Annotated in this window: 15 protein-coding genes; 14 read left to right on the plus strand and 1 reads right to left on the minus strand. The window is 52.0% G+C overall.

The window, feature by feature from the left end:
• Window positions 1-71: 71 nt before the first annotated feature.
• Window positions 72-926, minus strand: a complete 855-nt coding sequence (locus FE784_RS05535; protein ID WP_139601130.1) for a polysaccharide deacetylase family protein — start codon at window positions 924-926, stop codon at window positions 72-74.
• Between the two features lie 164 nt (window positions 927-1,090).
• Between FE784_RS05535 and FE784_RS05540 the strand changes: the two genes are divergently transcribed.
• The 14 genes from FE784_RS05540 to der all read left to right on the plus strand — a co-directional run bounded on the left by FE784_RS05540 (window position 1,091) and on the right by der (window position 12,172).
• On the plus strand, window positions 1,091-1,387 hold the full coding sequence (locus tag FE784_RS05540; protein WP_139601131.1) for a hypothetical protein: 297 nt from the start codon (window positions 1,091-1,093) through the stop codon (window positions 1,385-1,387).
• A gap of 307 nt (window positions 1,388-1,694) precedes the next feature.
• Window positions 1,695-2,297: a genetic competence negative regulator gene (locus FE784_RS05545; protein ID WP_139601132.1), complete on the plus strand. Its 603-nt coding sequence runs from the start codon at window positions 1,695-1,697 to the stop codon at window positions 2,295-2,297.
• Window positions 2,298-2,412: 115 nt separating this feature from the next.
• A complete protein-coding gene (gene prsW, locus FE784_RS05550; RefSeq protein WP_139601133.1) occupies window positions 2,413-3,108 on the plus strand; it encodes a glutamic-type intramembrane protease PrsW in 696 nt (231 codons plus the stop codon).
• A 52-nt stretch (window positions 3,109-3,160) separates the two neighbouring features.
• Window positions 3,161-3,316 carry a hypothetical protein gene (locus FE784_RS40675; protein WP_176705980.1) on the plus strand — a complete coding sequence of 52 codons (156 nt, stop codon included), beginning with the start codon at window positions 3,161-3,163 and terminating at the stop codon, window positions 3,314-3,316.
• 168 nt (window positions 3,317-3,484) lie between these two features.
• Complete coding sequence (gene ypeB, locus FE784_RS05555) at window positions 3,485-4,837, plus strand: germination protein YpeB (RefSeq protein ID WP_139601134.1); 1,353 nt, start codon at window positions 3,485-3,487, stop codon at window positions 4,835-4,837.
• A gap of 191 nt (window positions 4,838-5,028) precedes the next feature.
• Window positions 5,029-5,682: a flagellar brake protein gene (locus FE784_RS05560; RefSeq protein ID WP_139601135.1), complete on the plus strand. Its 654-nt coding sequence runs from the start codon at window positions 5,029-5,031 to the stop codon at window positions 5,680-5,682.
• Window positions 5,683-5,761: 79 nt separating this feature from the next.
• A complete protein-coding gene (locus FE784_RS05565) occupies window positions 5,762-6,007 on the plus strand; it encodes a hypothetical protein (RefSeq protein ID WP_139601136.1) in 246 nt (81 codons plus the stop codon).
• A 152-nt stretch (window positions 6,008-6,159) separates the two neighbouring features.
• Window positions 6,160-6,843 carry a (d)CMP kinase gene (gene cmk / locus FE784_RS05570; protein ID WP_139601137.1) on the plus strand — a complete coding sequence of 228 codons (684 nt, stop codon included), beginning with the start codon at window positions 6,160-6,162 and terminating at the stop codon, window positions 6,841-6,843.
• Complete coding sequence (locus FE784_RS05575) at window positions 6,843-7,421, plus strand: lysophospholipid acyltransferase family protein (RefSeq protein WP_139601138.1); 579 nt, start codon at window positions 6,843-6,845, stop codon at window positions 7,419-7,421. Before cmk ends, FE784_RS05575 begins: the two co-directional genes overlap by 1 nt.
• Window positions 7,422-7,540: 119 nt before the next feature.
• On the plus strand, window positions 7,541-8,767 hold the full coding sequence (rpsA, locus tag FE784_RS05580) for a 30S ribosomal protein S1 (protein WP_139601139.1): 1,227 nt from the start codon (window positions 7,541-7,543) through the stop codon (window positions 8,765-8,767).
• A gap of 158 nt (window positions 8,768-8,925) precedes the next feature.
• Window positions 8,926-9,555 (plus strand): YphA family membrane protein, encoded by a 630-nt coding sequence (locus tag FE784_RS05585; RefSeq protein ID WP_139601140.1) that lies wholly within the window; start codon window positions 8,926-8,928, stop codon window positions 9,553-9,555.
• Window positions 9,552-10,463 (plus strand): YIEGIA family protein, encoded by a 912-nt coding sequence (locus FE784_RS05590; protein ID WP_139601141.1) that lies wholly within the window; start codon window positions 9,552-9,554, stop codon window positions 10,461-10,463. Before FE784_RS05585 ends, FE784_RS05590 begins: the two co-directional genes overlap by 4 nt.
• A 3-nt stretch (window positions 10,464-10,466) precedes the next feature.
• Window positions 10,467-10,649, plus strand: coding sequence for a capping complex subunit for YIEGIA (locus tag FE784_RS05595; RefSeq protein ID WP_139601142.1), 183 nt, complete (start codon window positions 10,467-10,469; stop codon window positions 10,647-10,649).
• A gap of 200 nt (window positions 10,650-10,849) precedes the next feature.
• Window positions 10,850-12,172, plus strand: coding sequence for a ribosome biogenesis GTPase Der (gene der / locus FE784_RS05600; RefSeq protein WP_139601143.1), 1,323 nt, complete (start codon window positions 10,850-10,852; stop codon window positions 12,170-12,172).
• Window positions 12,173-12,174: the final 2 nt, after the last annotated feature.

Genomic DNA, 12,174 nt, shown 5'->3' on the forward strand with positions numbered 1-12,174 from the left:
GCTCGATGTTTATGCAGGTGCTTTGCGGGACACTGAAACTTATATAAAAAAAGTCCCGCAAGGGACTTTTTTTAACTGGATGGAAAAGGAGAGAGGGCCGTATCGATCGAGTCGGGATCGACGAAGGAATAACCTTTCTCCTCCAGCTTAGTCAACAGTTCGTCGAGCGCTTCGGCAGTCCAGGGCAGCTCGTGCATCAATATGTTGCTGCCCGGGTGAAGCTGCTCGAGCACCCGCTTGATGACGCCCTCCGGCTTCTGGTTCGTGGAAAGCCAATCCTCCGAGCCGTTGGACCAAGTCATGAACAGCATGCCTTCGTCCTTGACCCGCCTCTTGACATAATCGTTCGATGAGCCGAACGGCGGACGGAAAAACTTCGGGGCTTCGCCGATCGTGGCCGTGACGATTTGCTGGACATCTTTGATTTGACGGTCGATTTCTTCCGCTTTTTCTTTTTTTAAATCGATATGGTCCCAGGAATGGTTGCCGATCGCTTGTCCTTTCTCGTGAAGCAGCTTGAGCAGCTCGGGCTGCTTCTGAACCCGATACCCGTTGACGAAAAAAATCGCTTTCGCTTTATGATTATCCAGAGCCGCCAAAAGCAGGTCGATCTGCGTTTTTTCCTTAGGGCCGTCGTCGAATGACAATAGGACGACTTTGCCGTTGCCCGACGGATCGATCGGAACGATATCGTAATTTTTGTTCATTTTATACGATTTGGCAATTTCGCGTTGGACAGGCCCATTCGGTTCGGAAACCGTTTCCGGTTGCTGGGCTGCGGGCGGCTGGTCCTGAGCTCCGGTAGCGGCAGGATTGGGAATGGCAAGCGGCTCGACTGCCGCCGGGGTTGTCCGGCATGCCGGTATCCATGCAAGCAGTGCAGCCATAGCGATAATAAGGGCAAGCGGTCTAATTATCGTTAACATCACATCGCCTCCCTTTGTCGTGTTGTGCTTTTTTGTCCATATTGTTACATATCCGCTATGAATTTAAACTCATTTGCACCTCCTAATTTTTAAAAAGCATTGTCTTTCCGTCAAACGGATAAGCTAACGGTGATCGCCATACAAGATAATCAGGAGGGACAGCAATGAAAATGGGCGCATTTTTACTTGGCGGCTTGGTAGGCGCTGCCGCCGTCGTTTATTTCAACAACAGCAGATCGTTGTCATTCGCCGGATTGTCGAATCGCTCGAACCAATCGGCAGGCAAAACGGCCAGATCGGGCAAGACGCAAACGCACACGACCGGCAACAAATTTTCCGGTTCCGAATGGAACGGCGCCGGACTCGAAGACGTGGAAGAGCTGATCAAAAAAGATCCGACCGTCAAAACTCAAGTCGATGAAATCATGAACAAATCGGAAAAATCGTACATGACCCAATAAGCTATATGCAAGGTAACGGTCCGGTCTCTTCCATGAGCCGGACCTTTGTTTTTTTAACCCATACATAGCGAAACGAATCATGAAAAGCAACGTAATAAATAGAAATGGCCGGAAAAAACGATGACGGATTCGCTTCTCCGGACCGGCAAAAAAAAGGGCATCCGGACGATAAAGTATAACGAAGTTTTATAGTGCATCACCCTTAAAAACATGGTAACATAGTCTATACATGCCCGATATCTTTGGCTCACCAATCGTCGTATCGCATCATACTCTGTTAACACAGAAGTGGGAGGGAGGTCCTGTCATGAGAATTGAACGCTTGAGTGTGGATAAGATAAGGATTTTCCTGACATTTGACGACCTAACGGAGCGCGGTATACAGAAAGAGGACATGTGGCGCGAAATTCCGAAAGTCCATGAGCTGTTCAGCGAAATGATGGAGCAAGCTCATTCCGAGCTCGGCTTCGATGCTTCGGGACCGCTCGCGGTAGAAGTGTTCTCCCTTCAGGCACAGGGTATGGTCGTAATCGTGACCCGCGGCAAGGTGCAGAACGCGTCGGACCCGGTTGACGAAGAAGAAGCGGAAGAAGTATACGAGATGGAAGTTACGCTGGAGCAGAGCGACGTCATCACGTATGCGTTTCATGACTTCGAATTTTTGCTGGAAGCTTCCCACGTAGCGTCGCGAATCGGCGTTACCGAAGGAGTTCTCTATTCCTATAAGAACAAGTGGATTTTGCAAATCGACCCCGAGCATATGGAAGAACCGCAGTATCAGGCGCTCATCGCCATTTTGTCCGAGTATGGGGACGCCACCTCGGTGACTACTGCGGTGTTGGACGAGTATGGCAAACGGGTCATCGACGAATCCGCGATCCGCGTCCTTTGCGAGCATTTCCATAAATGATCCGCGGGTCACCATAAATCGAGTTTGCTCGAATCCGGATAAACAGCATCTTCGAAAACGAACGTTTTTGCGGATGCTTTTTCCCATGTTCAGCACAGAAAGGAGGGCAAGACGTATGGAGTGGCTCTCGGTCATCACGGCCGCCGTGGCGCCAGGTATCGCACTACTCGTATATTTCTACTTGAAAGACCTGTATCACTCCGAGCCGGTCCATATGGTCGCCCGCGTTTTCTTGTACGGGGTTCTTCTCGTTTTTCCGACGATGGTGCTCCAACGTACTCTCGTAGTCGGATTGGGGGAAAATCCTTTTTTATTCGCTTTCGGCATAACGGGGGCCGTCGAGGAATTTCTGAAATGGTTCATTTTATATTATGCGATATACAAGCATACGGTGTTCGACGAGCCTTACGACGCGATTCTTTATGCGGTGTCCGTATCGCTGGGCTTCGCTACGCTGGAGAACGTTATTTATGCGCTGCTCAATCAGTTTTCATTCTCGGCGCTTTTGTTTCGAGCTTTTTTGCCGGTATCGGGCCATGCTTTATTTGCCGTCATGATGGGATATTATATGGGGAAAGCGAAGTTCGGCGATCCCGCCCGCACGAATTGGCTATTGATCAAATCGCTGGCGATTCCGATTTTTTGGCACGGACTGTTCGACTATATATTGCTTCAATCAAAGACGTATTGGATATGGTTTATCGTACCTTTGATGGTATTCTTATGGATTCGCGGCATGGGCAACGTTAATCGGGCTAATGCGAAGTCTCCTTTTCGCGCCGTTCGCCGAGAGGAAGAGATTAAAACGTGACGAAAAGGGCCATACTTCCAGTAAAGGTGGAAAAAGCCATTCGGAGGTTTCAATGAACGCAGCAGCGCGGGTCAAAGTGAGAATACGGTGCAGGCATTGCGGAGAAAAGTTCGTTTTGCGCGGCAGGCAAGATAAGGAACGCGTCGAAACCGGATTTAAGCAATGTTTGTGCAACAATCAGCTAGACTTCGACATCGAGATGGAGTAACGCACGTAGAAGCCCTGCATACGGCAAGGCTTCTTTTTTTGTGTTCGGGAATGAAGGCTCTCGCGTTTTCATCCGTGAGCTGTGATGGAGCATCTTCCTCGTGCATAAAGCTATCTCCTCCGGCGAAAGCTAATCTCAAATGTGGCAAAAGGAAGGAGTTAGCTGAATATGTACAGAAGGCTGAGCGCCATTATGTTCCCGATCATGACCGTATTGCTGATCGGAGCGGTGTTATGGGGGTATCAAGTCAACCAGGAAAAAAACTCGATCCTGATCAAAGCGGAAAATCAGTACCAGCGCGCGTTCCACGATTTATCGTTTCACGTAGACAAGCTGCACACCGAGCTCGGCAACACGCTCGCCCTGAATTCGGCATCGTACGCTTCGCAGCGCAAAGGTCTCGTTAACGTGTGGAGGCTGACCAGTCAAGCGCAAAGCGAGATCAATCAATTGCCGTTAACTTTGCTGCCGTTCAACAAGACGGAGGAGCTGCTGAGCAACATTTCCAATTTTTCGTATCGGGCGGCGGTGCGGGACTTGACGAACGAGCCGTTGAATGATGAAGAAATGAAAACGTTGACCGCCCTATACGAGCATTCCAAAGAAATCACCAATGATTTGCGCGATGTTCAGACCAAAGTCATAGCGAGCAGCTTGCGTTGGATGGATGTGGAATCGGCGCTTGCTTCCGAACAGAAAATGCTCGACAATACGATCATCGACGGATTCCAGACTGTAGACAAAAAGGTTAGCGAATATGAGGAGCTGAACTGGGGGCCTTCCATGTCCGCCATGTTCGAGAAGCGTACGTATACGGCGCTTTCCGGCAACGAAACGACGGAAGAGGAGATCAGACAGAAGGCGGAGCAGCTTATGAACGGACGGCCGTTGACGGATGTGCGAGTCGTGGAGAACGGCAACGGTACGGAATATAATTCTTACAGCTTGTCGGCGAAAAATGAAACCGGCAGCGAAGTCGCCATGGATTTTACGAAAAGAGGCGGCCAATTGATTTGGTTCATGGACTCCCGCGCAATAGGCGAGACGAATGTCAATCCGGACCAGGCTCGTCAATCGGCTCAGTCGTATTTGGATGCGCATGACTATCAGGGCTTGACGCCGGTCAGCTACGACGCGTTCCAAAATGTCGCCAACTTGACATTCGCGGCCAAGCAAGACGACGTTGTCGTGTATCCGGACAAATTGACTGTCAAAGTGGCTCTCGACAATGCGGAGGTCGTCGGTCTGCAAGCCGCCGATTATATATTCGAGCACAAAAAACGCGAGCTGAAAAAGCCGACATTGTCGCTCGAGCAAGCGAAAAAGTCGTTGAATTCGAACTTCCAGAGCAGCGGGGACTCCCTCGCGCTTATCAAAAACGATATCGATCAGGAAGTGCTGTGCTATCAGTTTACGGGACGCGTTAACGGCTCGTTGTATCGGATCTATATCAATGGCGACACAGGCGAAGAAGTAAAAGTGGAGCAGCTGAAGCAGACGGATGCGGAAGTATCTTCATAATGCATTCGGCAATATCGGGGAGAAAGCCCTTCTTGACGGCTTTCTCTTCTTTGCTTTAACATTAGGCTTGCCGTTTTCCGCCGGCTATTCATTATTTTGTTGTTCTATCTCGCGGCGGCCATGGTATAATAGGACTACATCAGCAATTATAGGACTAAAGTATTACATACGGGATTGGGAGGTCCTTTGACGTGCTTCCAAAGGTGAATGAAATTTTATATATACAAGTGAATTCTATCGACCCTGAAGAAGCCCAGTTGGTGTACAAATCGCGTATTGCCGACGTCAACGCGAATTATATTTCCATGGAAGTTCCGCTGCAGGTAGGGACGGGCAAACTGAAAAGGCTGTATGCGGGAGATCAGATCAACGCCCACTACATTACGGAAGGCGGAGTGAAAAATTATTTCAACACCGTCATTCTCGGCTTCAAGGAGGAAGTCATCCGGCTCGTCCTGATCAAGCCGCCTGAACCGGACCAGATTACGAAGGTGCAGCGCCGCAACTTTTTGCGGGTGCCGGGCGAATTGGAGATAGCCGTCAAGGTGACCGAGCAAATTATGTTTACGGCGATGACGGACGACGTGGGGGGCGGCGGCATATCGTTTCTTTGCGAAAGCCGCATTCCGATCAAAACGCACGATATGTTGAATTGCTGGCTGCTGGTACCTTATCGCAACGGAACGATCGAGCATGCCAACTTCAAAGGGGAAATCGTGCGGATCAAACAGCTGGAGAGCGGCAAGCTGATCGTCATGGTCCAATTTACGGAGATCGTCGACATGGAGCGGCAGCGCATCATCCGGTATTGCTTCGAACGCCAGCTCGATTTCCGAAAAAGGTAACGGGATACGAAAGACCGTTTTAATAGTCAGCATATAGGGCATACTGCTTCTCAAAACGAAAGAACGGTGGGAGCATCGAATGTCCGGCAGCGAGAAACGGCAGGATAACAATCGGCTAGCGGGAGACGAGGAATACGAGGAGCGTTTCGTACAATTGTCCGACCGTATGGAACGGCTGCTGCGCGGTGCGATCTGTGCCGGAATCGCTCTGCTCGTGGCGGCGCAGCTGCTCCTGACGATCCCGGCCGTACGGCATTTGGCGGTAAAGGTGGAACGTTTGGAAGGAATACCGTTCGAACGAAGCGGCCCCGATTCAGGGCCGTAATTTTTTTGTTTCGTTTTGCCGGCCGACCGCGCTTGGACGAGACTTCTTTTGCAACGATTCCGTCGGTGTGGTATAATTTTCATCGAGATGCAGGCATGGCCTGCTTTTTTCCACTTCATCGCGAGAACGACCCGCAAGGAGGACGCTTTCCGTTGGAAAAATTTAATATAGCGATCGACGGTCCGGCAGCCGCCGGCAAAAGCACCGTTGCCCGTCTTGTGGCCAAGCAGTTGGGATTCGTGTACGTCGACACCGGAGCCATGTACCGCGCCGTTACGTGGAAAGCGCTTCAATCGGGTATTTCTCCCGAGCGTAAGGAGCAATTGTCGCGCATGGCATCCGAGTTGCGAATCGAGCTGCTCCCCGGCGAACAATCCCAACAGGTGCTGCTGGACGGCGGGGATGTTACCGACTTGATCCGTTCCGCCATGGTCAACAAAAACGTCTCGGCCGTTTCCGCCATACCGGAAATCCGGCGTCTGCTCGTTGCCAAGCAGCAGGAGATGGCGCAGGCTAAAGGCGTCGTAATGGACGGACGGGATATCGGAACGCACGTTCTGCCGGACGCCGAACTGAAAATATTTCTGACTGCCAGCGTAAAGGAACGGGCACAGCGCCGATTTCTGGAAATGAAAGCCAAGGGAGAGGACGTTACGCTCGGGCAGTTGGAGAAGGAAATCGCCGAGCGGGACAAAATGGACGAGCAGCGCGAAGCCTCGCCGCTGGTGCAGGCGGAGGACGCCGTACTGGTGGATACGAGCGGGATGTCCATTCCGCAAGTGGCGGAGCGAATATTGGAGCTGGCGAAATCGGCTGCAAGCAAGGGGATCCGATAATGACGAAGCTGTACCGATTCGGCAGATGGGTGTGCCGCGTCTTCTTCAAAACCTTTTATCGTATCGAAGCGTCCGGCCAGTCTAACGTTCCGGACGATGGAGCGGTTATTTTGTGCTCGAATCATATCAGCACATTGGATCCGCCGCTCGTCGGTACGCCGCTTCAGCGGAAAGTGTATTTCATGGCCAAGGCGGAATTGTTCAAAGTTCCGCTGTTCGGTCCGCTTATCGCCAATCTCGGCGCATTTCCCGTCAAAAGGGGGGGCGTGAGCAAGGAGTCGATCCGTCACGCCCTGCAATTGCTCGGCGAAGGCGGCGTACTGGGCATATTCCCGGAGGGGACGCGCGGAGGCGGCATGGGCAAAAAAGGGGCGGCGAGCTTGGCCGTACGTTCCGGCGCTACGGTCATTCCCGTCGCGATTATCGGGAAGTACAAGCTATTCGGCAAGTTGAAGGTCGTATACGGCAAGCCGGTCGACTTATCCGCCATGAGGGAAGCATCCAATTCGGAATCGCTGGAACAAGCTACCGAGCATATTATGGAATCCATAAGGAAATTGATCGAGGCCAATTCGTAACGTTCCCGCTCCGGACGCACCCCATACGTTGATTCGCGCGTATGGAAATGGTATCTTGGAATTATACTAAGCAATATGTTTGGTTAGCAGTTAGGGTTGTCAGTCGAGGAGGTAATCAAATGTCAGAAGAAATTAAAGTTCAAGAAACCGCGGAATCCGCAGATCAAGATTTGTCCAATGTAGTAGCTTACAAAAAAGGCGATGTCGTCAAAGGTAAAATCGTTAAAATTGAAGATAACCAAGCCATTGTCGATATTGGTTACAAATACGACGGCATAATCCCTCTCAAGGAGTTGTCCAACGTAAGCCTGGACAACGCTTCCGAAGCCGTAGAAATCGGACAGGAGCTCGAATTGAAGGTGCTCAGTCTGGACGATAACAAAGAAAAGCTGCTTCTATCCAAGCGCGCCGTGGACAGCGAGCAATCTTGGACGGATCTGCAGGCGAAATTGGATGCCGGCACGATTATCGAAGCCCAAGTCAAGGATGTCGTGAAAGGCGGTCTCGTCGTGGACGTAGGACTTCGCGGCTTCGTGCCGGCTTCGATGGTCGAGCGTCATTTCGTGGAAGACTTTGCCGATTATAAAGGCCGTACGCTCCGCCTGAAGGTGAAAGAGCTTGACCGCGAGAAAAATAAGGTCGTCCTTTCCCAGAAAGACGTGCTCGATGAAGAGTTCGAAGCGAGCAAGAAACAACTGATGGGCGAGCTGAAAGTCGGCCAGCAGCTGGACGGCACCGTTCAACGGCTGACCCAGTTCGGCGCGTTCGTCGATATCGGCGGCATCGACGGCCTTGTTCATATTTCGGAGATGGCTTGGCATCACGTCCAACAGCCTTCCGAAGTCGTACAAGAAGGCGACAAAGTACAGGTGCAAGTATTGAAGGTAGATCCTGAGAACGACCGGATCAGCCTGAGCATCCGCGCAACCCAACCGGGGCCGTGGCAGCAAGCGGCCGATAAATTCCAACCCGGCGAAATCGTGACGGGAACGGTCAAACGTCTGGTCAGCTTCGGAGCTTTCGTCGAAATCGCTCCGGGAGTTGAAGGGCTCGTTCATATTTCGCAAATCGCCCACCGCCACATCGGCACTCCGCATGAGGTGCTGAAGGAAGGGCAAGATGTCAGCGTTAAAGTTCTCGATTTCAATCCTGCCGAGAAACGCGTTTCGTTAAGCATCAAGGAAACGGAAGAAGCGCCGGAAGCACCAGCCAAGCCGGAGCGGAAATCCGATCGCGAGCGCGGCGGTTCGCGCGGCAGTCACAGCAACGAACCGATTCCGCCTCGGGAAAGCTTGAACTTGACGCTCGGCGAACGGTTCGGCGACAAGCTCAGCAAATTCAAATAAAAAGCGCAAGGGACGGTTTCCGCGAGAAACCGTTTCTTTTTTTTGTCTTTTTATTCAGGCAAAGCCGTTTCTTCCGTTTTTTCCATCGATCTGCTTAAAACGGGAACGATTCACAAATACTAACAAGCATAACAATCCAAACGTTTAGGTGATGTGAGATGAATCCAGGTTTTTTGTCGTTGATCCTCGTTTCCATTTCGCTCATTTTGCTTGCAAGCGGATGGAGACAAACGCTTTTGCGAGGCATCCCCCATTATGCGATCCTATTGTTTTTCACCGCATGGTGCATTTCGAGTCTGTTTCATTTCCAATGGTTGGACGGGACCGAGATTAACGGCACGGTCGCTCTGCTTTCACTGGTTATCGCAATCGTCTTATTGGGACACCGGTCGGTATTAAGCGGGCTGCACTACGTATCGCTCGGGCTGTTTTTGGCGTCTGTCTATTATTTATTGAAGCATCTCGGAGATTTGGATCCGTTCTTCCTTCCTTATCGAAGCTGGGCCGGAACGGCAATCGTCGTTGCTCTGCTGGGGTCCATGCTGATCCGGAAAGCGAAAGATCAGATTGCCTGTCTTAGTCTGGCACTCCTGTTCGGCTGCGCGTTTTACCGGATCGTGCATCCGGAGCGATTGGCGATTCCGTTCGGCGGGCTGCGTTTTCAGGACGAATGGTGGTTGACCGTCGTTGCGGCGAGAATGTTCTCCATGACGGGAGAATATGCGACCGATGCGGTGCGAACCGCATCCAAAAGCTTGGTAGAGCGATGGAAAGGATTGAGAAAATGACGGATCAATTGTTCGAGCACCGTTATACGGCCGGCATTATCGTTGGCGTCGTATTCGGCATGCTGGCAAGGCTTACTATGCTGCGGACCGACTATAGGCAATATCCGACCTACCCGCACGGGAGGATCATCCACATTTCACTCGGCGTCATAGCGGCTGCCTTGGGGGCCGTAGCAGTGCCTTCTCTCTTCGATAAAAATTATACGGCCATTACGTTTCTGACGGTGGCGGCCCAACAATTCCGCGATGTGCGCAATATGGAGCGTAACACGTTGACAAAGCTGGACGAGATGGAGCTGGTTCCTCGCGGCGGGACCTATATCGAGGGGATCGCGATGGTGTTCGAAGGCCGCAATTATTTGGTCATTTTTACGGCCTTTACCGGATCGCTGTTCACGATATTGTGGGGCCCTTACTGGGGGAGCGTGTTTGGTACCGCCGCCATTCTCATCTCCCAATGGTTCAAATCGGGGAAATCGGTATCTCATGCTGCGGAAGTAGAAATAGCCGATGTTATTCTTGAAGGGCCCGATTTGTATGTTGGCGATATCTATATAATGAACGTGGGCTTGTCCGCCGATCGCGATATCATTCGCGAGCATGCGCTCGGCCTTATTCTGAAGCCGAAAAACCGCAATTTCCGGGTGTCGCTGGCCAATTTGGGACAACGGCAGGCGATGCTGCACGATTTGGCGACGATTCTGGGCGTTTACCGGGATTCCGGCGAGCCGACGCTCGTTCCGCTAGGGAAGCTGGATATGAATGACGGCCGGCTGGCTTTGTTCGTATTGCCGCAGGAGCGGGATGCGGAGAAAGCCAGACAAGTGCTGCTAAGGGTGCCGTTGCTGGAAAGCGCGGTAAGAATGCCTTCGGAATCCGGGGCGCAGGCAAAGAAAGGCGGTGCATGATCGATGGGGAAAATTTTAGCCGTCGTTTCGACAATGCCGGAGCGGGTGGGAGGCGGCGCCCCCATATTTATTGTCGAAACGGAGGAGGAACAACAGGCTGTCGCTTTTTTATTGGAAAAAATATTGGACGGCAACGCCCATGATCTGAAGAACGGTACGATGATCCTGGTCGATCACAAGGATTGACCGTCAGTCGAACGCCGCCGTCATTTCGTGTCGGTCCGGCTGCCGCGCGGATGCGGGTACTCCTTCACTTTGTAGGACGAATTTGTTATGATGGTAGGCGTGATCATTTTTTGAGCAGGGAATCCCCGGGGAGGAAGCGGAGCGTGCTAGCGGGTCCGTTGCCTTTGCCGGGGGGATTATGAAGTAGGAGTTGAATCGGCATGGCACGTCCCATCGTGGCGATCGTAGGACGCCCGAACGTCGGGAAATCGACCATATTTAATCGGATTATCGGCGATCGGCTGGCGATCGTAGAGGACAAGCCCGGCATTACGCGTGACCGGATATACGGAATCGGGGAATGGATGGGCACATCGTTTAGCGTTATTGACACGGGCGGAATCGAGATTGACGGGGAAGACGAGATTTTGAAATCGGTCCGGATGCAGGCCGAGCTTGCCATCGAGGAGGCCGATGCGATCATATTTATGGTCGACGCCAAGTCGGGCATGACTTCCTCGGATTCGGAAGTGGCGGAGATTTTGTACCGCGCGAAGAAACCGATTATTTTGGCCGTAAATAAAGTGGACAACTTGAAACGGCAGGACGATATTTACGAGTTCTACTCGCTCGGCTTCGGCGATCCGATCGGCATATCGGGCTCGCATGGAATCGGAATCGGCGATTTGCTCCAGACAGTCGTGGATAATTTGCCCGAGAAGGAAGAAGAGGAATACGGGGAAGATACGATCCGCGTCGCCTTGATCGGCAGGCCGAACGTCGGGAAATCGTCTCTCGTCAACGCGATATTGGGCGAGGAGCGCGTTATCGTCAGCGATATGGCGGGCACGACCCGAGACGCGATCGATACGCCGTTCGAGAAGGACGGGCAGAAGTATGTGCTCATCGATACGGCCGGCATGCGCAAGCGCGGCAAAGTATATGAAACGACCGAGAAATACAGCGTGATGCGGGCTATGCATGCGATCGAGCGGGCCGATGTCGTACTGGTCGTCATCAACGGCGAAGAAGGCATTATCGAGCAAGACAAGCACATAGCCGGATACGCGCACGAAGCGGGAAAGGCTTCCATTTTTGTCGTGAACAAATGGGATATCGTCGATAAAGACGATAAAACGATGCAGCAGTTTACGCAAAAGATACGCGACCATTTCCTGTTTATGACGTACGCTCCGGTCGTATTCGTCTCCGCCAAAACCAAACAACGGCTGCAGAAGCTGCTGCCTGTTGTCGTCGAGGTGAGCGAGCAGCACGCGATGCGCGTTCAGACGCATCTGCTTAACGACGTCGTCTCCGATGCCGTCGCCTTTAATCCGCCTCCGACCGACAAAGGCAGAAGGCTCAAAATTAATTATGCGACTCAAGTTACGGTTAAACCGCCGACCATATTGCTGTTCGTCAACGATCCGGAATTGATGCACTTCTCGTACGAGCGGTATTTGGAGAACCGCATCCGTGCGGCTTTCCGATTTGAAGGAACGCCGATCCGCTTGTTTACGCGCAAAAAATCAGACGACGAATAGGG

Source organism: Paenibacillus hemerocallicola (genome assembly GCF_006265175.1).
GTDB lineage: Bacteria > Bacillota > Bacilli > Paenibacillales > NBRC-103111 > Paenibacillus_AB > Paenibacillus_AB hemerocallicola.

Bases quoted from the DNA above. Each gene is read 5' to 3' on its own strand.
- prsW (WP_139601133.1), top strand. From the start codon at position 2,413: ATGGAGTGGCTCTCGGTCATCACGGCCGCCGTGGCGCCAGGTATCGCA.
- FE784_RS05535 (WP_139601130.1), bottom strand. From the start codon at position 926: ATGTTAACGATAATTAGACCGCTTGCCCTTATTATCGCTATGGCTGCA.
- FE784_RS05545 (WP_139601132.1), top strand. From the start codon at position 1,695: ATGAGAATTGAACGCTTGAGTGTGGATAAGATAAGGATTTTCCTGACA.
- der (WP_139601143.1), top strand. From the start codon at position 10,850: ATGGCACGTCCCATCGTGGCGATCGTAGGACGCCCGAACGTCGGGAAA.
- FE784_RS05575 (WP_139601138.1), top strand. From the start codon at position 6,843: ATGACGAAGCTGTACCGATTCGGCAGATGGGTGTGCCGCGTCTTCTTC.
- FE784_RS40675 (WP_176705980.1), top strand. From the start codon at position 3,161: ATGAACGCAGCAGCGCGGGTCAAAGTGAGAATACGGTGCAGGCATTGC.
- FE784_RS05595 (WP_139601142.1), top strand. From the start codon at position 10,467: ATGGGGAAAATTTTAGCCGTCGTTTCGACAATGCCGGAGCGGGTGGGA.
- FE784_RS05590 (WP_139601141.1), top strand. From the start codon at position 9,552: ATGACGGATCAATTGTTCGAGCACCGTTATACGGCCGGCATTATCGTT.
- rpsA (WP_139601139.1), top strand. From the start codon at position 7,541: ATGTCAGAAGAAATTAAAGTTCAAGAAACCGCGGAATCCGCAGATCAA.
- FE784_RS05540 (WP_139601131.1), top strand. From the start codon at position 1,091: ATGAAAATGGGCGCATTTTTACTTGGCGGCTTGGTAGGCGCTGCCGCC.
- ypeB (WP_139601134.1), top strand. From the start codon at position 3,485: ATGTACAGAAGGCTGAGCGCCATTATGTTCCCGATCATGACCGTATTG.
- FE784_RS05565 (WP_139601136.1), top strand. From the start codon at position 5,762: ATGTCCGGCAGCGAGAAACGGCAGGATAACAATCGGCTAGCGGGAGAC.
- FE784_RS05585 (WP_139601140.1), top strand. From the start codon at position 8,926: ATGAATCCAGGTTTTTTGTCGTTGATCCTCGTTTCCATTTCGCTCATT.